Raw genomic sequence first — 22,344 nt, 5'->3', positions numbered from 1 at the left:
CACCCTTTCCGGAGTCAGAGCTTGCGCAGTGACAGGCGCTGGACCTTGTGGTCCGGCCCCTTGCGCAGCACCAGAGTGGCACGGCCGCGCGTCGGCGCCACGTTCTCCAGCAGATTGGGTTTGTTGATGGTCCGCCACATCGTCCGGGCGTAGTCCAGCGCCTCCTCCTCGGAGACCTGGGTGTACTTGCGGAAGTACGAGAACGGGTTCTGGAACGCCGTCTCACGCAGCCGGCGGAAACGGTGGAGGTACCAGGTCTCGATGTCCTCGGCGCGCGCGTCGACGTACACGCTGAAGTCGAAGTAGTCCGCGAGCCCGACCCTGGTCCGGCCGTCCTTGCCGGGCAGGGCGGGCTGCAGCACGTTCAGCCCCTCGACGATCAGGATGTCGGGACGGCGCACGGTCAGCCGCTCGCCCGGCACGATGTCGTAGATCAGGTGCGAGTAGACGGGGGCCGTCACCTCGTCCTTGCCGGCCTTGATGTCGGCGACGAACCGGGTCAGCGCCCGCCGGTCGTACGACTCGGGGAACCCCTTCCGCGACATCAGGCCGCGTGCTTCGAGCTCCTTCATCGGCAGCAGGAACCCGTCGGTCGTCACCAGCTCCACCCGGGGGTGCTCCGGCCACCGTGCCAGCAGCGCCTGGAGGATGCGGGCGGTGGTGGACTTGCCGACGGCGACACTGCCGGCGACCCCTATGACGAAGGGGGTGCCGCGCTGCTCGCCGTGCCCGTTGCCCGCGTCGCCGAGGAAGGTGTTCAGGGCACCCCGCAGGCCGGAGGTCTTCTGGACGTAGAGGTTGAGGAGCCGTGAGAGCGGCAGGTAGACGTCCCGGACCTCGTCGAGGTCGATGACGTCGCCGAGGCCTCTCAGCTTCTCGACCTCCTCGGCGGTGAGCGGCAGCGGCGTCTTGTCACGCAGGGCGCTCCACTCGGCCCGGGTCAGGTCGACGTAGGGCGTCGGCGCGTGCTCGGTGCGGCGGGGGCTCCGTGCGGACGAGGTGATCACGTGTTCATTGTTGCGGGGGTTCGAACGGAGTGGGGGGTGGGGTCGGTCACGTGGGGGAGGCCGGGCGGGGCCGCCCGGTCCTGCCGGGCCGGGCGGTGGGCCGACTGCGGCTCCTCCGTCAGGACGGCCGGCCGGCCTGCTCGGCGAGCCCGGCACGGAGCGCCAAGGCCGTCCGGTCCGCCCGGGCGGCCGTCACGCGCTCGGACTCCGGGGCCCGCAGCAGCCCGAAGACGCCCGGCCCCCGGTGCTCCGGTGCCAGACCGCCGTCGCGCGGCACGATGTGGAAGTGCACATGGGAGAAGCCCTCGGCCTCGGCGAACTGGACGACGTACGTCTTGTCGCAGCCCGTGACCGCGCGCAGCGCCCTGGAGAGCCTGACCTGCCAGGTCCCCAGGACGGCCGCCTCGGCGTCCGTGAGGTCGTGCACGGCCGTGACGTGGCGGCGCGGCAGCAGCACCAGCCAGCCGGGCAGCGAGGTGCCGGTCGCGTGGGCCACCCGCCAGTGCCGGTCGTGGGCGATGCGTTCGCGGGGCGGTAACGCGTCGAACTCCGCCTCCATGCCGCAGGTGTAGCACTCGGAAGTCGTCATGGACCGAGAGCGTAGCTTCGGGGGCGATCCCGGCTGCGGGCATTCGCTCGGGTCTGCGCATCGAAGGTGATGCGGCGGGAGAGGGCGGGCGGACATGGCCCGCGCGTGGCGCACCCCTGCTGTCCCCAGCCCCCGTACGGCCTTATGGTGCCGATATGTGTGGAATCGTGGGTTACGTCGGGGTGCAGTCGGCGCAGGACGTCGTCGTCGCGGGGCTGAAGCGGCTGGAGTACCGGGGGTACGACTCCGCCGGGGTCGCCGTGCTCGCGGACGGGGGGCTGGCCTCCGCGAAGAAGGCCGGGAAGCTCCTCAACCTGGAGAAGGAACTCAAGGACCGGCCGCTGCCGGCCGGGAACGCCGGGATCGGGCACACCCGTTGGGCCACCCATGGCGGGCCCACCGACATCAACGCCCACCCGCATCTCGACAACGCCGGCCGGGTCGCCGTCGTGCACAACGGGATCATCGAGAACTTCGCGTCGCTCCGCGAGGAGCTGGCCGGGCGAGGCCACGACCTGACCTCCGAGACCGACACCGAGGTGGTGGCCCATCTGCTCGCCGAGGCGTACTCCTCGGGCGGTGATCTGGCGGACGCCATGCGCCTGGTGTGCCGGCAGCTGGAGGGCGCGTTCACCCTGGTCGCCGTGCACGCGGACGAGCCCGACGCGGTGGTGGGGGCCCGGCGGAACTCGCCGCTGGTGGTGGGGGTGGGGGACGGCGAGATGTTCCTCGCCTCGGACGTGGCCGCCTTCATCGCGCACACCCGGGACGCGGTCGAGCTGGGCCAGGACCAGGTGGTCGAGCTGCGCCGGGACGGGGTGACGGTCACCGGGTTCGACGGCCGGCCCGCCGACGTGCGTGAGTACCACGTGGACTGGGACGCGTCGGCCGCCGAGAAGGGCGGATACGCCTCCTTCATGCTCAAGGAGATCGCCGACCAGCCCAAGGCGGTCGCCGACACGCTGCTCGGGCGGGTCGACGGTTCGGGCACCCTCCACCTCGACGAGGTGCGCATTCCGCAGACCGTGCTCCGCGAGGTCGACAAGGTCGTCGTCATCGCCTGCGGTACCGCCTTCCACGCCGGGATGATCGCCAAGTACGCCATCGAGCACTGGACCAGGCTGCCCTGCGAGACCGAGCTCGCCAGCGAGTTCCGCTACCGCGACCCGATCCTGGACCAGCGCACGCTCGTCGTCGCCATCTCGCAGTCGGGCGAGACGATGGACACGCTGATGGCCGTCCGGCACGCGCGTGAGCAGGGGGCGAAGGTCCTCGCCATCTGCAACACCAACGGCTCGACCATCCCCAGGGAGTCGGACGCCGTCCTCTACACGCACGCCGGGCCCGAGGTCGCCGTGGCCTCCACCAAGGCGTTCCTGACGCAGCTGGTCGCCTGCTACCTCGTCGCGCTCTACCTGGGGCAGGTGCGCGGCACCAAGTGGGGCGACGAGATCCGCACCGTCGTACGCCAGCTCTCCGAGATGTCCGGCGCGGTCGAACGCGTCCTCGGGACCATGGAGCCCGTACGCGAGCTGGCCCGCTCCCTGGCCGCCCACGACACCGTGCTCTTCGTGGGCCGGCACGTGGGCTACCCGGTGGCCATGGAAGGGGCGTTGAAGCTCAAGGAGCTCGCCTACATGCACGCCGAGGGATTCGCCGCCGGCGAGCTCAAGCACGGACCCATCGCGCTGATCGAGGAGGGCCTCCCTGTCGTCGTGATCGTGCCGTCACCGCGGGGCCGCTCCGTGCTGCACGACAAGATCGTCTCCAACATCCAGGAGATCAGGGCCCGCGGAGCCCGTACCGTCGTCATCGCGGAGGAGGGCGACGAGGAGGTCGTCCCGTACGCCGACCACCTCATCAGGATCCCGGCTACGCCTACGCTGCTTCAGCCGCTGGTCGCCACGGTGCCGTTGCAGGTCTTCGCCTGCGAGCTGGCGACCGCGCGGGGCAACGAGGTGGACCAGCCGCGCAACCTGGCGAAGTCCGTGACAGTCGAGTGAGTGAGTGAGCGCGTGATCATTGGGGTCGGGATCGATGTGGCGGAGATCGAACGCTTCGGCGCCGCGCTGGAGCGCACGCCCCAGCTGGCCGATCGGCTCTTCCTGGAGCGCGAGTTGCTGCTGCCGGGCGGGGAGCGGCGGGGAACCGCCTCACTGGCGGCCCGGTTCGCCGCGAAGGAGGCCCTGGCCAAGGCGCTCGGCGCGCCGGGCGGACTGCTCTGGACCGACGCCGAGGTCTGCGTCGAGGAGAGCGGCCGGCCCCGGCTGGAGGTGCGCGGCACCGTCGCGGCACGGGCGGCCGAGCTCGGCGTACGCAGCTGGCACGTCTCGCTCAGCCACGACGCGGGGGTGGCGTCGGCCGTGGTGATCGCGGAGGGTTGAGCGTATGCGACATGCCTACAGCGTCAAGACCGTACGGGCCGCCGAGCGGGCGCTCATGGAACGGCTGCCGGAGGGGGCGCTGATGCAGCGTGCCGCCGCCGGACTCGCGGTGGCCTGCTGCGACCTGCTCCGGCGCAACGGCAGGGTGTACGGCTCCCGGGTGCTGCTCCTCGTGGGCAGCGGTGACAACGGCGGGGACACCCTCTACGCGGGAGCCCGGCTGGCCCGGCGCGGCGCCGGTGTCCGAGCCCTGCTCACCTCGCCGGACAAGGTGCACCGGCAGGCCGTGGCCGCCCTGCTGGCCGCGGGCGGGCAGGTGCTCGGCGGCCCGCCGCTCGGCGCTCTCGGCCCCCTCGACCTCGTCGTCGACGGCATCACCGGGATCGGGGGCCGCGGCGGGCTGCGGCCCGAGGCGGCGGAGCTGGTGCGCGCGGTCACCGCAGGCCACGTGCCGGTGCTCGCCGTCGACCTGCCGAGCGGCGTGGAGGCGGACACCGGCGAGGTGCTCGGCGAGGCCGTACACGCCGACGCGACCGTCACCTTCGGCACGTACAAGCCGGGACTGCTCGTCGACCCGGCCGCCGGACACGCGGGTGCCCTCCGGCTCGTCGACATCGGCCTGGCGGAGGAGCTCCCGGACCGGCCGGACCTGGAGGCACTCCAGTACGCCGACGTGGCCGCCCTGCTGCCCGTGCCCGACGCCGGGAGCGACAAGTACCGCCGCGGGGTCGTCGGGGTGGCCGCGGGCTCGGAGCGCTACCCCGGAGCCGCCGTGCTCGCGGTCGCGGGCGCGCTCCGCGGGGGCGCGGGCGCCGTGCGGTACGCGGGCCCCGGGGCCGACGCGGTCATCGCCCGCTTCCCGGAGACGCTGGTGCACCCCGGCCCGCCGTCGAAGGCCGGACGGGTCCAGGCCTGGGTCGCAGGCCCGGGGCTCGGCGACTCCTCGGCGTCGGCGGAGGCCGTGGCCGACGTCCTGGCCGCGGACGTCCCGGTGCTGGTCGACGCGGACGGGCTGCGGCTCATGGACGCGGCGGCCGTGCGCGCGAGGACCGCCGCGACCGTCCTGACCCCGCACGCCGGTGAGGCCGCCGCGCTGCTCGGCGTCGGGCGCGAGGAGGTCGAGGCGGGACGGCTCGCCGCCGTGCGGGAGCTGGCCGCCCGCTACCGGGCCACGGTGCTCCTGAAGGGCTCGACGACGCTCGTGGCGGAGCCCGGGGACGCACCCGTGCGGGTCAACCCGACCGGCACGTCCTGGCTGGCCACGGCGGGCAGCGGCGACGTGCTGTCCGGGCTGACCGGCTCGCTGCTCGCCGCGGGCCTCGCACCGCGCGACGCCGCCTCCGTCGGCGCCTACCTGCACGGACTCGCGGCACGCCGCGCGGCGGACGGGGCGCCGGTCGCCGCGCACGACGTCGCGGACGCCGTACCGGCGGCGTGGCGGGACGTCCTCGCCTGATCCACGCTGGAGAGCGGAGGCCGGAGCGGGGCCGGCGTGACGGGAAAGGGCCGGTGATCGGGCATGGGCAGCGGCAGCGGCATTCGCGTACGCAGGGTCTACGACCCACCGGAGGACGACGACGGCACCCGTGTGCTGGTGGACCGGCTCTGGCCGCGCGGGATCTCCAAGGAGCACGCGGCGGTCGACATGTGGGCCAAGGACGTGACGCCGTCGAAGGAACTCCGCACGTGGTACCACGAGGACCGCACGGGCGGACGGTACGACGACTTCGTGGACCGCTACCGCACCGAGCTCGGTGACCCCGCCCACACCGAGGCCGTGGAGGCCCTGCTCGCGCTGCTGCGCCGGGGCGGCCCGGTCACCCTCGTCACGTCGGTGAAGGACGTCCCGGCCAGCCACGTACCGGTCCTCGTTGAGCATCTGGAACATGCCCTCGACCACCGGTGACCGCCTCACCGGGCACAGGAGGTCGAGGGCACAGGCGTACGGCTCTGAGACACTGGGCGCGATGAACGAGACAGCGACCCTGAGAGCCCGTGCCGAGATCGACCTCGCCGCGCTGCGTGCCAATGTGCGCGTTCTGCGCGCGCGGGCGTCCGGGGCACAGCTCATGGCCGTGGTGAAGTCCGACGCCTACGGGCACGGAGCGGTGCCCTGCGCCAGGGCGGCGCAGGAGGCCGGGGCGTCCTGGCTGGGCACCGCCACCCCGCAGGAGGCCCTCGCGCTCCGTGCGGCCGGCATCCGGGGCCGGGTGATGTGCTGGCTGTGGACGCCCGGCGGCCCCTGGCGCGAGGCGGTCGAGGCCGACATCGATGTCTCGGTGAGCGGGATGTGGGCGCTCGACGAGGTCGTCGCCGCCGCCACGGAGGCGGGGATTCCGGCGCGGGTCCAGCTGAAGGCGGACACGGGCCTGGGACGCAACGGCTGCCAGCCCGCCGACTGGCCCGAGCTCGTCTCGGCCGCCCGCGCCGCCGAGGAGGCCGGTGTGCTGCGCGTCACCGGTCTCTGGTCGCACTTCGCCTGTGCGGACGAGCCGGGCCACCCGTCGATCGCCGCCCAGCTGGACGTCTTCCGCGACATGGTGGCGTACGCGGAGAAGGAGGGCGTCCGGCCCGAGGTGCGGCACATCGCCAACTCCCCGGCGACGCTCACGGTGCCCGAGTCGCACTTCGACCTGGTGCGCACCGGCATCGCGATGTACGGCATCTCGCCCAGCCCCGAACTGGGCACCTCCGCCGACTTCGGGCTGCGCCCGGTCATGACGCTGGCCGCCTCCGTCGCCCTGGTCAAGCAGGTGCCCCCGGGGCACGGCATCAGCTACGGCCACCACTACACGACCGCTGCCGAGACGACGCTGGCCCTGGTGCCGGTCGGCTACGCGGACGGCATCCCGCGCCACGCCTCGGGCCGGGGACCCGTCCTGGTCGGAGGCGCCGTCCGCAGGATCGCGGGCCGGGTCGCGATGGACCAGTTCGTGGTGGACCTCGGGGGAGAGGTCCTGGAGGCCGGCGCGGAAGCGGTGCTGTTCGGGCCGGGCGACCGGGGCGAGCCGAGCGCGGAGGACTGGGCGCGGGCGGCGGACACCATCGCCTACGAGATCGTCACACGCATCGGTGTACGCGTCCCGCGCGTCCATCTCCACGAGGACTCCGGCAGGGACTGAACACCCCGGCCGGGGGCAGTCACGGTCCTACGACGACAACCACGACGAAGGAGCACGGCACGGTGAGCGAGACCAGCGCGGAGGACGTGGTGGCGACGGCGGCCGTCGCGGCGGCCGGCTGGCGCCGGGCGGGCATCGCCGGGGCGGCGATAGGCGTCATCGCCGCGGGCGCGGCCGCCGGTGTGGCCGTCGAGCGGCTCACCGTGGGCCGGGGCATGCGCAAGAAGGCCCGCCTCGCGCTGGACGCCTCGGGTCCGTACGGCTCCCTGCGGGGTCAGCCCGGCCGGGCCGTCGCGGACGACGGCACCGAGCTCTACTACGAGGTCGACGAGACCGAACCGGACGGCGGTACGAGCCGTGCGGGCGGGCGCCCCGGCGCGGGAACCCACGCCGGCACCGGCCCGCGCCGGCGCCGGCTCTTCGGCAGCAAGGACCCCGCGCCGCTGACCGTCGTGTTCAGCCACGGCTACTGCCTGAGCCAGGACTCCTGGCACTTCCAGCGCGCCGCGCTGCGCGGCCTGGTCCGCACGGTCCACTGGGACCAGCGCAGCCACGGCCGCTCCGAGCGGGGCAGGTCGCAGGCCGAGGGCGTCCCGGTGGGCATCGACCAGCTCGGCCGCGACCTCAGGGCGGTCATCGACGCGGCGGCCCCCGAGGGCCCGCTGGTACTGGTCGGGCACTCCATGGGCGGCATGACGATGATGGCCCTCGCCGACCGGTACCCGGAGCTGATCCGTGACCGGGTCGCCGCGGTCGCGTTCGTCGGGACGTCGAGCGGCAAGCTCGGCGAGGTGAACTTCGGCCTGCCGGTGGCGGGTGTGAACGCGGTGCGCCGGGTGCTGCCCGGGGTGCTCAAGGCCCTCGGATCGCAGACGGAGCTGGTGGAGCGGGGCCGGCGGGCGACCGCCGACCTGTTCGCGGGGCTGATCAAGCGGTACTCGTTCGGGTCGCGGGACGTGGACCCGGCGGTCGCCCGGTTCGCCGAGCGGCTCATCGAGTCCACCCCGATCGATGTCGTCGCGGAGTTCTACCCGGCCTTCACCGAGCACGACAAGAGCGGCGCCCTGCCCGCCTTCCGCGACATCCCGGTACTGATCCTGGCCGGTGACAAGGACCTCGTGACGCCGAGTTCGCACAGCGAGGCCATCGCGGACGAGCTGCCGGACGCGGAGCTGGTCATCGTGCCGGACGCGGGCCACCTGGTGATGCTGGAGCACCCGGAGACGGTGACCGACCGGCTCGCGGACCTGCTGGTGCGGATCGGAGCCGTTCCGGCCGGGACGCGCTGATCCTCTACCGTTGGTCGGCATGGAAGCAGCGCACAACGGCCCGGTGGCCGACACCGTCGCACCGGGCAACGTCACCCTGGACGTCGCCGTCGAGTCCCCCGAAGAGATGAAGGAGCTGGGCCGCCGGATCGCCGGTGTGCTGGCGCCCGGAGACCTGGTGATGCTCACCGGCGAGCTCGGTGCGGGCAAGACCACACTGACCCGGGGGCTCGGCGAGGGACTCGGTGTACGCGGTGCCGTCACCTCACCGACCTTCGTGATCGCCCGGGTCCATCCGCCGCTGGGCGAGGGACCCGCCCTGGTCCACGTCGACGCGTACCGCCTGGGCGGTGGGCTCGACGAGATGGAGGACCTGGACCTCGACGTCTCGTTGCCGGAGTCGGTGATCGTGGTGGAGTGGGGTGACGGCAAGGTGGAGGAGCTGTCCGAGGACCGGCTGCGCGTGGTGATCGACCGCGCGGTCGGCGACACCGACGACGAGCGCCGCACGGTGACGCTGGTGGGGATCGGCGCGCGCTGGTCGGGACGGAGCGCCGAGCTCTCTGCCCTCCGGTAGCCGGCCCGCCCGGCGAGGTGCCCGTCCCTGCCCCGGCTCCCCGACGCGTCCGTCGCTTTCCGACAGGACGTCGGTAAAATGTTGCGCGGGGGAGCCCCGTCGTGGTCACATGGGGTACAGGGATTGGTTAGGTCTACCTAACCACGTCTCACCGAAGCCCGAGGAGGCATCCATGCCGGCACCCGAGCGTGAAGTGCGGCCGCAGTCGTCCCCGGCGGAACCACCGTCGCCGTCCGCGGTGTCGATGAAGGACCTGCTCGCCTCCTGCGCCGCCGCGACGGCGGTGTCGACGCCGCCCCGCGACGAACAGGCCGACGCGGACGACACCGACGCGCCGCCCGCCGCGGGGCTCGACGCGGCCTGACCCGGGCCGCCGGGACGCGACCGCGGACGCCACGGGTCTCAGGGGACGACGACGACCTTCACGCCGACCGTGGCGAAGGTCCACAGCACGTCGCCGTCGGCCCGCTTCATCCGGACGCCGCCGGTCTTCATCGTGGGGTCGGGGCTCTTCATCGAGCCGTCCTGGGCGGCGCTGAAGCCCACGGACACGTCGTCGACGTTCGCGAAGCGCACCACGTGCTCGATCAGCACGCCGTCGGAGCCCTTGATGGTGCCCGAACGCGAGGAAACCGTGTAGACACCGGGCAGCGGGCTCACGGAGCTCGGCATGACGGGGAACGTCCGAAGGGTCTCCTCCTTGTCGTCCACGATCCAGACCCGGCGGTCCTTCAGCCCGTACACGACGCGGGCCCCGGTGTCGGAGTCCTCGGGCACCGCGAGCGGCTCCTTCGTCGGCTCCGGCTTCACGGACGGCTTCACCGGCGCGCTGGAGGGCCCGGCCGAGGGAGCGGCGACGGAGTCGGGCGCGTTCGCCGATGCCTGGTAGGCGAGGAAACAGACCGCGGCCACCGCCGCGGCAGTGAGCCCGGCCACGATTCCCGAGCTGCCCCTTGCCACCGTGAGTTCCCCTTTCACATGCATTCGTCGCATGTCGTACAAGCATTTACGTCGTACACGCGTATACCCGGCGACGGTACCAGCAGCGGAAGGGGAGGCCGGGACGCTGCACGGGCTGCCGTGGCCGAGTCGGCGGAGCCGTAGGCTGTTTGTGTGCTGCTGCTCGCCATGGATACCGCCACCCCCGCCGTCACCGTCGCCCTTCACGACGGGACCTCCGTCGTCGCCGAGACCGGCCAGGTCGACGCCCGGAGGCACGGGGAGCTGCTCCTGCCCGCCGTCGACCGGGTCCTCGCCGAGGCCGGGGTGAAGCTCGACGCCGTGACCGACGTGGCCGTCGGGGTCGGCCCCGGCCCGTACACCGGGCTGCGCGTCGGCCTGGTCACCGCCGCGACCTTCGGCTCCGCCCTCTCCGTGCCGGTGCACGGGGTGTGCACGCTCGACGCCCTCGCGTACGCCGCCGGCCTGGACGGTCTCGAAGGCCCCTTCGCCGTCGCGACCGACGCGCGCCGCAAGGAGGTCTACTGGGCGCGGTACGAGGACTTCCGCACCCGGGACGGCGACCCCGCCGTCGACCGGCCCGCCGACATCGCGGACCGGCTCGCCGGACTCCCCGTGGCCGGTGCCGGCGCGCTGCTCTACCCCGAGGCCTTCCCGGACGCCCGCGGCCCGGAACACGTCTCCGCCGCCGCGCTCGCCGCCTTCGCCGCCGGACGGCTGGCCGCCGGTGCCGCACTGCTGCCGCCCCAGCCGCTCTACCTCCGCAGGCCCGACGCCCAGGTCCCGAAGAACTACAAGGTGGTCACCCCCAAGTGACCACCTCGACCGCTGTGCTCCGTGAGATGCGCTGGTGGGACATCGAACCGGTGCTGGAGCTGGAACACGAGCTGTTCCCCGACGACGCCTGGTCGGCCGGCATGTTCTGGTCCGAACTGGCGCGCACCCGCGGACCCGGGGCGACCCACCGCTACGTCGTCGCGGAGGACCCCGCCGACGGCCGGATCGTCGGGTACGCGGGCCTGGCCTCGGCCGGGGACCTCGCCGACGTCCAGACGATCGCGGTCGGCCGGCACCGGTGGGGCGGCGGCCTCGGCTCCGAGCTGCTGACCGACCTGCTCCGGCACGCCACCGCCCTCGAGTGCGCCGCCGTGCTCCTGGAGGTCCGGGTCGACAACACCCGCGCCCAGAAGCTCTACGAACGCTTCGGCTTCGAACCCATCGGCTTCCGCCGGGCCTACTACCAGCCGGGCAACATCGACGCACTCGTCATGCGCCTGACCGTACAAGGAACAGAGACAGACTGATGGCTGACGAACCGCTCGTACTCGGTATCGAGACCTCCTGCGACGAGACCGGTGTCGGCATCGTGCGCGGGACGACGCTCCTCGCCGACGCCGTCGCTTCCAGCGTCGACACCCACGCCCGCTTCGGCGGCGTCGTACCCGAGATCGCCTCCCGCGCCCACCTGGAGTCGATGGTCCCCACCATCGAGCGGGCCCTGAAGGACGCCGGGATCAGCGCGCGCGACCTCGACGGCATCGCGGTCACGGCCGGTCCCGGGCTCGCCGGTGCCCTGCTCGTCGGCGTCTCGGCCGCCAAGGCGTACGCGTACGCGCTCGGCAAGCCGCTGTACGGCGTGAACCACCTCGCCTCGCACATCTGCGTCGACCAGCTGGAGCACGGCCCGCTGCCCGAGCCGACGATGGCGCTGCTGGTGAGCGGCGGGCACTCCTCGCTGCTGCTCGCCCCGGACATCACCAACGACGTACGGCCGCTCGGCGCGACCATCGACGACGCCGCGGGCGAGGCCTTCGACAAGATCGCCCGGGTGCTGGACCTCGGCTTCCCCGGCGGGCCGGTCATCGACCGGCTGGCCAGGGAGGGCGACCCGAAGGCGATCGCCTTCCCCCGCGGGCTGAGCGGTTCGCGCGACCCGGCGTACGACTTCTCCTTCTCCGGGCTCAAGACGTCCGTGGCGCGCTGGATCGAGGCCAAGCGCGCGGCGGGCGAGGAGGTCCCCGTACGCGATGTGGCGGCGTCCTTCCAGGAGGCCGTCGTGGACGTCCTGACCCGCAAGGCCGTCCGGGCCTGCAAGGACGAGGGCGTCGACCACCTGATGATCGGCGGTGGCGTCGCGGCGAACTCGCGGCTCCGGGCGCTCGCCCAGGAGCGGTGCGAGAGGGCCGGGATCAGGCTGCGGGTCCCACGGCCGGGACTCTGCACGGACAACGGCGCCATGGTCGCCGCCCTGGGAGCGGAGATGGTGGCGCGCAACCGCCCCGTGTCCGACCTCGGCCTCTCGGCGGACTCCTCCCTGCCGGTCACGGAGACCCATGTGCCGGGGGCGCACGGCCACGACCACGGCCACGACCACGTGCACGAGATCAGCAAGGACAACCTCTACTCATGACCGTCGCCCTGATGTGGGAGGCCCGCGCCGCGCAGGGCAGGGGCGGGGAGCTGCTGGAGTGGGCCGGGGCGAGGACGGCGGAGCTGTCCCCGAAGCCGTCGCGCAGCGAGCTGCTGCGCGCCCCCCAGGACCGGGTGCTCGTGCTGACCTGGTGGGAAGCGGGATACGACGACCGGCTGCCGGAGCTGCCGGAGCCGGACGCCGGGCTGATCACCCGCGCCGTCCACCGGTGGCGCTTCGAGTCCCTCGGCCCGGCGGGCGGCTGATCCGGGGGCGGGAGCGCGGGACCGGACGCCTGCCGGAGAAGAATCCTGAAAAGATCTTCCCGCACGTGTCGATCCGGGCCCCTCCCGTTCGACGCATGGGTGAGAGGCGGGGAACAGCCCCGCTTCCCGAGTCCGAGGAGACACCATGCCGCGCTACCTGACGATGGTCCGCATCGACGAGAAGAACGCACCCGCGGAGGGCCCCAGCGAGGCGCTGATGGAGCGCATGGGGGCGCTCATCGAGGAGATGACGAAGGCCGGGGTCCTCCTGGACACCGCCGGACTCACCCCGACCTCCGAAGGCACCAGGGTCACCTGGTCGAACGGCGAGTTCACCGTCACCGACGGACCGTTCACCGAGACCAAGGAGGTCATCGGCGGCTACGCCCTCATCCAGGCCAAGGACAAGGCGGAGATCCTGGAGTGGACCAAGCGCTTCCTCGCCGTCCACGAGCCGTACTGGACGATCACCTCCGAGATCCGCGAGATCGCGGAGGGCTGACGGGCACGGCCGGCAGCGACCGGGGCGGGCGGACGATCCTTGCCGCGCCCGCCCCCGGCTGCTCTGATAAGTGCCCGTGACAGCAACGAGCAGCGCCGTCGAGGCCGTGTACCGCATCGAGTCGGCCAGGATCATCGCCGGCACGGCGCGCATCGTGCGGGACGTGGGCATCGCCGAGGAGATCGCGCAGGACGCACTCGTCGCCGCGCTGGAGCAGTGGCCCGAGGACGGCGTCCCGGACCGCCCCGGGGCCTGGCTCATGGCCACCGCCAAGCACCGGGCGATCGATCTCGTACGCCGCAGGGAGACCTACGCCCGCAAGCTCGCCGAGGCCGGCAGGGCACTGGAGGACGTGCCGCCGCCCGAACCGGCCGACCCGGACGGCATCGACGACGACCTGCTCCGGCTGATCTTCACCTCGTGCCATCCGGTGCTCTCCACCGAGGCGCGCGTCGCACTCACCCTCCGCCTGCTCGGCGGCCTCGGCACGGACGAGATCGCCCGCGCGTTCCTGGTCCGGGAGTCCACCGTCGCCCAGCGCATCGTCCGCGCCAAGCGGACCCTCGGACGTACGGGAGTGCCCTTCGAGGTGCCGTCGGGCCCGGAACGTCCCGCCCGGCTCGGCTCCGTGCTCGACGTGATCTACCTGATCTTCAACGAGGGATACGCGGCCACCGCGGGCGACGACCTGCTGCGCCCCGCGCTCTGCGAGGACGCGCTCCGGCTCGCGCGTCTGCTGGCGGGCCTGATGGACAGGGAAGCGGAGGTCCACGGGCTGGCCGCCCTCCTGGAACTGCAGGCGTCCCGCACACGCGCCAGGACGGGCGCCGACGGCACGCCTCTCCTGCTGGCGGAACAGAACCGTGCCCGGTGGGACCACCTGCTGATCCGGCGGGGCTTCGCGGCCCTGGAACGGGCGCACGCGCTGGGCGGCGCCCCGGGGCCGTACACCCTCCAGGCCGCGATCGCCGCCTGCCACGCCCGCGCCGCGCGCTGGTCCGACACCGACTGGCCGGTGATCGCCGCCCTCTACGGACGGCTCGTGGCGGTGGCCCCGTCGCCGGTCGTGGAGCTGAACCGGGCGGTGGCCGTCTCGATGGCCCAGGGGCCGGAGGCGGGTCTCGCCCTGACCGACGCGCTCCTGGACGACCCGGCCCTCGCCGGGTACCACCTGCTGCCGAGTGTGCGGGGCGACCTGCTGGAACGGCTCGGGCGCGGCGAGGAGGCGCGGGCCGCGTTCGTACGCGCCTCCGAGCTGACGCGCAACGCGCGGGAACGGGAGCTGCTGCTCGCACGTGCCGAGGGCGTGTCCCGATGAGTTCGGGGCCTCGCCGCGGTCTACCTTGCACAGCGTCCCGCGGAGCGGGGCGGCGAGTGGAGGAGGAAGATCATGCAGAAGATCAGGCCCTGTCTGTGGTTCGACGACCAGGCGGAGGAAGCGGCCACGTTCTACGTCTCGGTGTTCGGCGGTGACTCCCGCATCGAGAAGGTCACCCGCTGGCCCGAGGGGACCGAGTCGGCCGGATCGGTGCTGACCGTCGACTTCGTGCTCGCCGGCCAGGAGTACCTCGGTCTCAACGGCGGCCCCCAGTTCCACTTCAGCGAGGCCGTCTCGCTGAGCGTGGACTGCGCGGACCAGGAGGAGGTCGACAGGCTGTGGGCGAAGCTCACCGAGGGCGGTGAGGAGAGCATGTGCGGCTGGCTGAAGGACAGGTACGGCCTGTCCTGGCAGATCGTCCCGCGTGCGCTGCCCGAGCTGCTCGGCGGTCCCGACCGGGCCAGGGCGGACCGGGCGATGAAGGTGATGATGGGCATGCGGAAGCTGGACGTGCGGACCCTGCTGGACGCCTGAGCCGCACGCCGTGCGAGGGCGTGCGGACGGGCGCACCCTGGAGACAGGAGACCCCGGGAGGTGACCGTCATGATGGAGACCGCCGTCGGATGGCATGTCGAGCTGGAATTCGAGGAGGACACCCACCGGACCCGTGCGGCCGCGATGGTGCGGCTGAGCGACGGGACCGAGGTACGGGCCCACGGATACGCCAGCCGGCACCCGTCCGACTCGCAACAGCCACGGGTGGGCGAGGAGATCGCCGGCGCCCGCGCGCTCAACGAACTGGCGATGAAGCTGCTCACCAAGGCACACGACGAGATCGACGAGGCGTCGGGCCGGACGTCGTACCCGCTGACCTGAACTCCGCACCGTCCCACCGCCGGAGGGCGGCGCGGGCTCGGTAATGTCTGGGACATGCCCAGTCGTTCACCCCTTCCGCCCCCGCCCCCGCCCGTGGAGATACGTGCCTGGCCCGACCGGGACGCCCTGTTGAGGGACCGCGCGGCCGTCCTCGACGAGCTGGTGAGGACGTTCATCGGGCCCGCGCGACTCGGTGTGCTCTGGCTGTGGGCGGGCGTCGCCGCGTTCGGATGGTCCCTGGTGGGCGCGGCGTTCCTGATGTTCGAGGACGCCGCCGACTCCCCGGGCGTGGTCCCGGGCGTCGTCGTCCTCGCGGGCGGCGCGGCCACCCTGGTCCCCGGTATCGTCCTGCTCGTCGTCGGTGCGGCCAGGGACCTGCGCGTCCACCGCCTCCTCGTGGAGTGGGGAGGCCTGGACCACGACCCCGCGGGCGACGTCGGGCTGCGCATGCCGCGGGCGAGTTTCCTCTGGCTGCTCACGTCGTTCACGCTCTGCGCGGTCGGCCTGTTCACCTGCGTCGTCGTCCCGGCGACCGCCAGGGCGGGCGAGGAGACGTACGGTCTGGTGGCCCTGTTCATGGGACTCGGGTTCCTCGCGTGGCTGACCGGACTGACCGGCCTCGTCAAGGCGTTCGCCCACCGGCGCTGGGTGATCCGGGTGCTCGTCGGGGTACCCGCCGAGCCGCTGATCACGGTGGAGGGCTGACCGGGGCCGCGCAGCGGCCGCCGGGGCGAGGGCGTCAGGCCCGCTTCACCGGCTGCCCGACGAGCATCGTCGGAGCCCCGGCCACCCGGGTCAGGAAGACGGTGGCCGCGTGCGGCCCCTGGAGCTTCATCTTCCGCCGCAGTTCCTCAGGTTCGACCGCCGAGCCGCGCTTCTTGACGGTCAGGACACCGACCTGGCGTTCCCTCAGCAACGCCTTCAGCTTCTTCATGTTGAAGGGCAGCTGATCGGTGATCTCGTACGCGGCGACGGCGTCGGACTCGTACGGCACGTCGCTCGTGACGTAGGCGATCGTCTCGTCGACCAGCCGGCCGTCGCACTCCTCCACGATCCGGGCCACCAGATGGGCGCGGATGACGGCGCCGTCCGGCTCGTACAGGTACCGGCCGACGGGGCCGACGGGCGGTGCGGGCAGCGGGCCGTCGGAGGCGAGGGTCGTGCGGGAGGGGAGCAGCGTGGCCCGGAACGCCCCGGGGGTGAAGCCCTCGCCGAACCAGAGCACGGCCTCCTTCACATCGCCGCCGTCCGAGATCCACTCGGCCTCGGCCTGCGGGCCGATCGCCTCGTGGGGGACTCCGGGGGCGATCTTGAGCGCGGCGCGTGGCGCCTTCAGCGCGGCTCCGGTCGCCCAGGAGAGCGGCGGCGAGTAGGCCTCGGGGTCGAAGATCCTGCCCCGCCCGCCACGCCGTGCCGGGTCGACGAAGACGGCCTCGTAGGGGGCGGTGTCGATCTCGGTGACGTCGGCGCACCGCACCTCGACGAGGTCCTGGAGGCCGAGCGCCTCGGCGTTGGCGCGGGCCACCCGCGCGGTGAGCGGATCCCGGTCGACGGCCAGGACCGAGATGCCCGCCCGGGCCAGGGCGATCGCGTCGCCGCCGATCCCGCAGCACAGGTCGGCCACGCTCCGTACGCCGAGCTCGGCGAACCGCCCGGCGCGGTGGACGGCGACCGAGGTGCGGGTCGCCTGCTCCACGCCGTTCGGGGTGAAGAACATGCGGTACGCGTCCTCCGCCCCGAACTTCGCCACCGCGCGCTGCCGCAGCCGCGCCTGACCGAGCGCCGCGGAGACCAGGGCCGCGGGGTGCGTGCGGCGCAGCCGGGTCGCGGTCGCCAGCTCCCGGGCGGGGTCGTGGTCGCGCAGCTCGTCCAGGAGTGCGGCGCCCTCGGGGGTGCGCAGGGCGGCGAATGCGGCGAGCGGGTCGGCCGGGTCGGCGGGAGGAATGGCGTTCACGGATCCATTGTGAGCCAGCCGGGGGACCCGCCGGGTCCCCCGGAGGTGTCGCGGCGGGAGGCCCGTGCCCCGGTGGCAGGATGCGGCGCCATGCAGCTAGTAAGACAAAAGGAAAAATTTGCTACGAAGCGGAGCGGAACGGTCTGCGCGGTCCTGGCCGTCCTGATGGCCGGCGCGGCCGCCTCCGGGTGCGCGGCCGGCGAGGACGGGAGGGCGGGCGGCCCCCGGGAGCCCGTCGCCGGCCGGCCGGGTGCCGCCGCCCAGAAGGACGCCGCCGCGGCCGAGGCGCGGCGTCTCAAGCGGGAGCAGGCCGCCCGGGTGGCCGCCGCGCGGAAGTGGGGGCTGGCGAAGATGCCGCTCGCCGCTCCCGCGCCACCCGCCGTGAAGCCGCGCATCACGACCCGGGAGGGATTCGAGGTGGAGGGCGGGGAGACGCTTCCGCCCGTCTTCACCACCGTGCCCACCAAGGAGCGGATCGTCTTCCTGACGATGGACGACGGGGCGGAGAAGGACCCCGAACTGCTGCGGATGATGACCGAACTGAAGATCCCGTACAGCGCCTTCCTCAGCGACTACGTGGTGAGCGACGACTACGGCTACTTCAAGGACATGCAGGCCCGAGGCGTCACCCTCAACAACCACACGCTCAACCACCGTTACCTTCCGGGACTCTCGAAGGAGGAGCAGCGGCGGGAGATCTGCGGGGAGCAGGACAAGCTCGAGAAGTACTTCGGGAAGCGGCCCACGCTCTTCCGGCCGCCGTACGGCAACTACAACGGCGACACCCTGCGCGTCGCGCGGTCCTGCGGCATCAAGGCCGTGCCCCTGTGGGCGGCCGAGGCGTTCCCCGACCACATGGAGTGGCGCGAGTGGGACCAGGACCTGCACCCCGGCGACATCATCCTCACCCACTTCCGGGGCGAGGAGGACTGGAAGGGGTCCATGGCCGACATGATCCGCCGCGTCATGAAGACGGTCACGGACAAGGGGTACGCCGTGGCCAGGCTGGAGGACTACGTCTGACGGATCCCCGGACGGCGCGGGCGCGGACCTCATGACGGGGCGTCCGCCCTTCCCGCGCCGTCCGCCCTTTCCACCCGCTCTCCCGCCCGCCGGCCGCTCCGGGCGCACCCCGGAACGCCGCGGCCCCTTCCCGCGTTGTCCGGGCGGGCGACGGTCCCCGTGACGCCACGCGAGGGTGGTGAATTGGCACTCCGCTTGACCGAGTGCTAATCGCGGTCATAGTCTCAGTGCTGGCACTCCCCGAGGGAGAGTGCCAGCACAACTGCGCGACAGGGCAGGTCCGGCACCCGCGACGACGGATCGACCTGGTCGCCACCCACAGACTGTTAAACCCCGTGAGATCTCCGAAGGGGGAGACCGGATCGTGTCGACCACCAGCTCCAAGGTTGCGATCAAGCCGCTCGAGGACCGCATTGTGGTCCAGCCGCTCGACGCCGAGCAGACCACGGCTTCCGGCCTGGTCATTCCGGACACCGCCAAGGAGAAGCCCCAGGAGGGCGTCGTCCTGGCCGTGGGCCCGGGCCGCTTCGAGAACGGCGAGCGCCTTCCGCTCGACGTCAAGACCGGCGACGTCGTGCTGTACAGCAAGTACGGCGGCACCGAGGTGAAGTACAACGGCGAGGAGTACCTCGTCCTCTCGGCGCGCGACGTCCTCGCGATCGTCGAGAAGTAGTTCACCCACGTTTGCTTCTGTTCTGCGCCCCTGGCCCCCTGCGAGATGACTAGCCGGGCGGCGAGGGGCGCAGTTCGTTTTGAGAGGGAAGAAAACAGCCCATGGCGAAGATTCTGAAGTTCGACGAGGACGCCCGTCGCGCCCTTGAGCGCGGCGTCAACAAGCTTGCCGACACGGTGAAGGTGACGATCGGTCCGAAGGGCCGCAACGTCGTCATCGACAAGAAGTTCGGCGCTCCCACCATCACCAACGACGGTGTCACCATCGCGCGCGAGGTCGAGCTCGACGACCCGTACGAGAACCTCGGTGCCCAGCTGGTGAAGGAGGTGGCGACCAAGACCAACGACGTAGCGGGTGACGGCACCACCACCGCCACCGTGCTCGCCCAGGCCCTCGTCCGCGAAGGACTGCGCAACGTCGCCGCGGGCGCGTCCCCGGCCGCCCTGAAGAAGGGCATCGACGCCGCCGTGAAGGCCGTGTCCGAGGACCTCCTCGCGACTGCCCGCCCGATCGACGACAAGGCCGACATCGCCGCCGTGGCCGCGCTCTCCGCGCAGGACCCGCAGGTCGGCGAGCTCATCGCGGACGCGATGGACAAGGTCGGCAAGGACGGTGTCATCACCGTCGAGGAGTCCAACACCTTCGGTCTGGACCTCGAGTTCACCGAGGGCATGGCCTTCGACAAGGGCTACCTCTCCCCGTACATGGTGACCGACCAGGAGCGTATGGAGGCCGTCCTCGACGACCCGTACATCCTGATCCACCAGGGCAAGATCGGCTCCATCCAGGAGCTGCTCCCCCTCCTGGAGAAGGTCATCCAGGCGGGTGGCTCCAAGCCGCTGCTGATCATCGCCGAGGACGTCGAGGGCGAGGCGCTCTCCACCCTCGTCGTCAACAAGATCCGTGGCACCTTCAACGCCGTCGCGGTGAAGGCCCCGGGCTTCGGTGACCGCCGCAAGGCCATGCTCGGCGACATCGCCACCCTCACCGGTGCGACCGTCATCGCCGAGGAGGTCGGCCTCAAGCTCGACCAGGCCGGTCTGGACGTGCTCGGCACGGCCCGCCGCGTCACGGTCTCCAAGGACGACACGACCATCGTCGACGGCGGCGGCGACTCCGCCGACGTCAAGGGCCGCGTCAACCAGATCAAGGCCGAGATCGACGCCACGGACTCCGACTGGGACCGTGAGAAGCTCCAGGAGCGTCTCGCGAAGCTGGCCGGCGGCGTGTGCGTGATCCGCGTCGGTGCCGCCACCGAGGTGGAGCTCAAGGAGAAGAAGCACCGTCTGGAGGACGCCATCTCCGCGACCCGCGCCGCGGTCGAGGAGGGCATCGTCTCCGGTGGTGGCTCCGCTCTGGTCCACGCCGTCAAGGTCCTCGAGGGCAACCTCGGCAAGACCGGCGACGAGGCCACGGGTGTCGCGGTCGTGCACCGCGCCGCCGTCGAGCCGCTCCGCTGGATCGCCGAGAACGCGGGCCTCGAGGGCTACGTCATCACCTCGAAGGTTGCCGAGCTCGACAAGGGCCAGGGCTTCAACGCCGCGACCGGTGAGTACGGCGACCTGGTGAAGGCCGGCGTCATCGACCCGGTCAAGGTCACCCGCTCCGCCCTGGAGAACGCCGCCTCCATCGCGTCGCTGCTCCTCACGACCGAGACCCTGGTCGTCGAGAAGCCGGCCGAGGAAGAGGCCGACGCCGGTCACGGCGGCCACGGCCACTCCCACTAGTACGGCTCCGTACGCCACCGAGGCCCGGTACCCCCGTCGCGGGGGTACCGGGCCTCGGTGTTCGTGCGGGAACCACTCGGGGGAACTACTTGGGGCCGTACGTCCGGCCCGCGCGGGAGGTGACTCCGCCGAGGAGGCTGCGGGGCGTCAGCTTCACCAGACCCATCAGCGCCTTGTAGCGCGGGTCCGGGATCGACACGGACCTGCCCCGGGCCAGGTCCTCCAGGGCCGCGGCCACCAGCTTGTCCGCGTCGAGCCACATCCAGTCGGGGATGTTGCCCGTCCCCATCCCGGCCCGCTGGTGGAACTCGGTCCGTACGAATCCGGGGCACAGAGCCATCAGCCGGACGCCCGTACCGGCCAGGTCCTTCGCCGCCCCCTGGGTGAACTGGACGACCCACGCCTTCGACGCCCCGTACGTCCCCCGGGGCAGGAAGGCCGCGACCGAGGCGACGTTGACCACCCCGCCGCGACCCCGCTCCCGCATCGCACCCGCCGCGGCCGAGGTCAGTCGCAGCACTGCCTCGCAGTGGACCTTCAGCATCGTCAGCTCGTCGGCGACGGACACGTCCAGGTAGCGGCCCTTGTTGCCGAAGCCGGCGTTGTTGACCAGCAGGTCCACCGGGCTCACACGGTCCGTCAGGCGTGCGGCGACCGCTTCGATCCCGGCATCCGTGGACAGGTCGGCCGTCAGCACCTCGGCCTCGATGCCGTGCCTGTCGTGCAGCTCCGTGGCCTGGGCCCGCAGCCGTTCCGTGTCACGGGCCACCAGCACCAGATTGTGCCCGTCACCCGCGAGCCGCCGTGCGAAGGCGGCCCCGATCCCCGCCGTCGCGCCCGTAATCAGTGCAGTCGTCATATGCGGCACGTTAGCGCCCGCCCGAGCGGCGTCCCGACCCGCCTTCGGACGACGCCCGCCACGGCCGCCGGGCCGACGTGGCGAGGCGACGACGCGGTGGGCGCGCGTGCGGGGCGTCGCGGGGCGGGCGGCACCGCGCGGGCACCCCCTAGGAGACCGGGTTCTGCTTCGCGACGTAGGCCCGCGCCGCCCGGAGCGTCTCCGTGTGCAGCGCGTCCCCGGCGTCGAGCAGGCGGGGCAGCAGCTCCCGCTCCGTGGTCGTCGCCCGGAACTCCAGGGCGGCGGTGATGTCGTGGTCGGGCACGTGCACCACCTCGACGGGGTCCCCGGAACGGATCGTGCCCGGCTCGACCACGCGGAGGTACGCGCCCGTGGCCCCCTCGCGCGTGAACCGCTTCACCCAGCCCCGCATGCCCAGGTGACCCGCGAACGTACGGCACGGGATGCGGCCCGAGGTCACTTCGAGGACCAGCTCGTCGCCGATCCTCCAGCGCTCCCCGATCCGCGCACGGCTCACCGTGAGGCCGAGAGTCGTGAGGTTCTCGCCGAACGCGCCGTTGGGCAGGGGCCGGCCGAGCTCCTTCTCCCAGGCGTCGAGCTCCTCACGGGCGTACGCGTACACCGCCTGGTCGGTCCCGCCGTGGTGCCGGAGGTCGCACACCGCGTCCCCCGCCAGGCCGCTGCCCCCGCTGCCCTTGGGGCCGGGATCGGTGACCCGCACCGGGACGTCGGACGGCTGCTTGCCGATCCCGGTGAGGCCGTCGGCCGCGTCGGAGTGCGCGGAGGGCGTGGGACGGCCGAGATTCACGGTGAGCACCTTCATAACCCG

At 72.5% G+C, this 22,344-nt stretch carries 26 protein-coding genes; 20 read left to right on the top strand and 6 right to left on the bottom strand.

What is annotated here, in order from left to right; translation table 11 throughout:
* Positions 1-14: 14 nt before the first annotated feature.
* Positions 15-1,007 (bottom strand): type I pantothenate kinase, encoded by a 993-nt coding sequence (gene coaA, locus IA22_RS0115020; protein ID WP_014154568.1) that lies wholly within the window; start codon positions 1,005-1,007, stop codon positions 15-17.
* A gap of 118 nt (positions 1,008-1,125) precedes the next feature.
* The gene (locus tag IA22_RS0115015) at positions 1,126-1,596 is read right to left on the bottom strand and encodes an HIT family protein (protein ID WP_015578379.1); all 471 of its coding nucleotides are present in this window, start codon (positions 1,594-1,596) and stop codon (positions 1,126-1,128) included.
* 155 nt (positions 1,597-1,751) lie between these two features.
* Here IA22_RS0115015 and glmS point away from each other — a divergent pair, with 155 nt between their 5' ends.
* From glmS to IA22_RS0114975, 8 genes are all read left to right on the top strand, one after another.
* The gene (gene glmS / locus IA22_RS0115010) at positions 1,752-3,599 is read left to right on the top strand and encodes a glutamine--fructose-6-phosphate transaminase (isomerizing) (protein ID WP_014154566.1); all 1,848 of its coding nucleotides are present in this window, start codon (positions 1,752-1,754) and stop codon (positions 3,597-3,599) included.
* A gap of 12 nt (positions 3,600-3,611) precedes the next feature.
* Positions 3,612-3,980, top strand: a complete 369-nt coding sequence (locus IA22_RS0115005) for a holo-ACP synthase (RefSeq protein WP_014154565.1) — start codon at positions 3,612-3,614, stop codon at positions 3,978-3,980.
* A 4-nt stretch (positions 3,981-3,984) separates the two neighbouring features.
* A complete protein-coding gene (locus IA22_RS0115000) occupies positions 3,985-5,436 on the top strand; it encodes a bifunctional ADP-dependent NAD(P)H-hydrate dehydratase/NAD(P)H-hydrate epimerase (RefSeq protein WP_030123898.1) in 1,452 nt (483 codons plus the stop codon).
* Positions 5,437-5,499: 63 nt separating this feature from the next.
* Positions 5,500-5,886 carry a DUF488 domain-containing protein gene (locus IA22_RS0114995; protein ID WP_014154563.1) on the top strand — a complete coding sequence of 129 codons (387 nt, stop codon included), beginning with the start codon at positions 5,500-5,502 and terminating at the stop codon, positions 5,884-5,886.
* Between the two features lie 61 nt (positions 5,887-5,947).
* Positions 5,948-7,102 (top strand): alanine racemase, encoded by a 1,155-nt coding sequence (gene alr, locus IA22_RS0114990; protein WP_030123897.1) that lies wholly within the window; start codon positions 5,948-5,950, stop codon positions 7,100-7,102.
* A 62-nt stretch (positions 7,103-7,164) separates the two neighbouring features.
* Positions 7,165-8,391 (top strand): alpha/beta fold hydrolase, encoded by a 1,227-nt coding sequence (locus IA22_RS0114985; protein WP_014154561.1) that lies wholly within the window; start codon positions 7,165-7,167, stop codon positions 8,389-8,391.
* Positions 8,392-8,410: 19 nt separating this feature from the next.
* Entirely contained in the window at positions 8,411-8,947 is a 537-nt protein-coding gene (gene tsaE, locus IA22_RS0114980) for a tRNA (adenosine(37)-N6)-threonylcarbamoyltransferase complex ATPase subunit type 1 TsaE (protein WP_015578384.1), read from the top strand.
* A 172-nt stretch (positions 8,948-9,119) separates the two neighbouring features.
* Positions 9,120-9,311 carry a hypothetical protein gene (locus IA22_RS0114975; RefSeq protein WP_014154559.1) on the top strand — a complete coding sequence of 64 codons (192 nt, stop codon included), beginning with the start codon at positions 9,120-9,122 and terminating at the stop codon, positions 9,309-9,311.
* A 38-nt stretch (positions 9,312-9,349) separates the two neighbouring features.
* Here IA22_RS0114975 and IA22_RS0114970 read toward each other — a convergent pair whose 3' ends face one another.
* Complete coding sequence (locus IA22_RS0114970; protein ID WP_014154558.1) at positions 9,350-9,931, bottom strand: hypothetical protein; 582 nt, start codon at positions 9,929-9,931, stop codon at positions 9,350-9,352.
* 144 nt (positions 9,932-10,075) lie between these two features.
* On the opposite strand from IA22_RS0114970, the gene tsaB reads away from it, so the two are divergent.
* The 9 genes from tsaB (at position 10,076) to IA22_RS0114925 (ending at position 15,984) form a co-directional block, all read left to right on the top strand.
* Positions 10,076-10,723, top strand: a complete 648-nt coding sequence (gene tsaB, locus IA22_RS0114965; RefSeq protein ID WP_030123895.1) for a tRNA (adenosine(37)-N6)-threonylcarbamoyltransferase complex dimerization subunit type 1 TsaB — start codon at positions 10,076-10,078, stop codon at positions 10,721-10,723.
* Positions 10,720-11,211, top strand: coding sequence for a ribosomal protein S18-alanine N-acetyltransferase (rimI, locus tag IA22_RS0114960; protein WP_014154556.1), 492 nt, complete (start codon positions 10,720-10,722; stop codon positions 11,209-11,211). The genes tsaB and rimI overlap by 4 nt, the downstream gene beginning before the upstream one ends.
* Positions 11,211-12,317 carry a tRNA (adenosine(37)-N6)-threonylcarbamoyltransferase complex transferase subunit TsaD gene (gene tsaD, locus IA22_RS0114955; protein WP_014154555.1) on the top strand — a complete coding sequence of 369 codons (1,107 nt, stop codon included), beginning with the start codon at positions 11,211-11,213 and terminating at the stop codon, positions 12,315-12,317. Before rimI ends, tsaD begins: the two co-directional genes overlap by 1 nt.
* Positions 12,314-12,583 carry a hypothetical protein gene (locus IA22_RS0114950; RefSeq protein WP_014154554.1) on the top strand — a complete coding sequence of 90 codons (270 nt, stop codon included), beginning with the start codon at positions 12,314-12,316 and terminating at the stop codon, positions 12,581-12,583. Before tsaD ends, IA22_RS0114950 begins: the two co-directional genes overlap by 4 nt.
* Before the next feature lie 145 nt (positions 12,584-12,728).
* Positions 12,729-13,085: a YciI family protein gene (locus IA22_RS0114945; RefSeq protein ID WP_014154553.1), complete on the top strand. Its 357-nt coding sequence runs from the start codon at positions 12,729-12,731 to the stop codon at positions 13,083-13,085.
* A gap of 76 nt (positions 13,086-13,161) precedes the next feature.
* Positions 13,162-14,403, top strand: a complete 1,242-nt coding sequence (locus IA22_RS0114940; RefSeq protein WP_038272401.1) for an RNA polymerase sigma factor — start codon at positions 13,162-13,164, stop codon at positions 14,401-14,403.
* A 72-nt stretch (positions 14,404-14,475) separates the two neighbouring features.
* Complete coding sequence (locus IA22_RS0114935; RefSeq protein WP_014154551.1) at positions 14,476-14,937, top strand: VOC family protein; 462 nt, start codon at positions 14,476-14,478, stop codon at positions 14,935-14,937.
* Between the two features lie 69 nt (positions 14,938-15,006).
* The gene (locus tag IA22_RS0114930; RefSeq protein ID WP_014154550.1) at positions 15,007-15,279 is read left to right on the top strand and encodes a DUF1876 domain-containing protein; all 273 of its coding nucleotides are present in this window, start codon (positions 15,007-15,009) and stop codon (positions 15,277-15,279) included.
* Between the two features lie 54 nt (positions 15,280-15,333).
* Entirely contained in the window at positions 15,334-15,984 is a 651-nt protein-coding gene (locus IA22_RS0114925; RefSeq protein ID WP_030123893.1) for a hypothetical protein, read from the top strand.
* A gap of 34 nt (positions 15,985-16,018) precedes the next feature.
* On the opposite strand, the gene IA22_RS0114920 is transcribed toward IA22_RS0114925, so the two are convergent.
* Entirely contained in the window at positions 16,019-17,233 is a 1,215-nt protein-coding gene (locus IA22_RS0114920; protein WP_030123892.1) for a THUMP-like domain-containing protein, read from the bottom strand.
* 90 nt (positions 17,234-17,323) lie between these two features.
* Between IA22_RS0114920 and IA22_RS0114915 the strand changes: the two genes are divergently transcribed.
* The 3 genes from IA22_RS0114915 (at position 17,324) to groL (ending at position 20,656) form a co-directional block, all read left to right on the top strand.
* Positions 17,324-18,256, top strand: a complete 933-nt coding sequence (locus tag IA22_RS0114915) for a polysaccharide deacetylase family protein (RefSeq protein ID WP_030123891.1) — start codon at positions 17,324-17,326, stop codon at positions 18,254-18,256.
* A 364-nt stretch (positions 18,257-18,620) separates the two neighbouring features.
* On the top strand, positions 18,621-18,929 hold the full coding sequence (gene groES / locus IA22_RS0114910) for a co-chaperone GroES (RefSeq protein WP_003966899.1): 309 nt from the start codon (positions 18,621-18,623) through the stop codon (positions 18,927-18,929).
* A gap of 101 nt (positions 18,930-19,030) precedes the next feature.
* The gene (gene groL / locus IA22_RS0114905; protein ID WP_015578397.1) at positions 19,031-20,656 is read left to right on the top strand and encodes a chaperonin GroEL; all 1,626 of its coding nucleotides are present in this window, start codon (positions 19,031-19,033) and stop codon (positions 20,654-20,656) included.
* An 85-nt stretch (positions 20,657-20,741) separates the two neighbouring features.
* Here groL and IA22_RS0114900 read toward each other — a convergent pair whose 3' ends face one another.
* A complete protein-coding gene (locus tag IA22_RS0114900) occupies positions 20,742-21,515 on the bottom strand; it encodes an SDR family NAD(P)-dependent oxidoreductase (protein WP_030123890.1) in 774 nt (257 codons plus the stop codon).
* Positions 21,516-21,663: 148 nt separating this feature from the next.
* A complete protein-coding gene (locus IA22_RS0114895; RefSeq protein ID WP_030123889.1) occupies positions 21,664-22,338 on the bottom strand; it encodes an MOSC domain-containing protein in 675 nt (224 codons plus the stop codon).
* Positions 22,339-22,344: the final 6 nt, after the last annotated feature.

This window comes from Kitasatospora papulosa (assembly GCF_000717245.1).
GTDB lineage: Bacteria > Actinomycetota > Actinomycetes > Streptomycetales > Streptomycetaceae > Streptomyces > Streptomyces papulosus.
The sequence above is the reverse complement of the archived record's forward strand: the minus strand, read 5'-3'. Positions and strand labels throughout refer to the sequence as shown.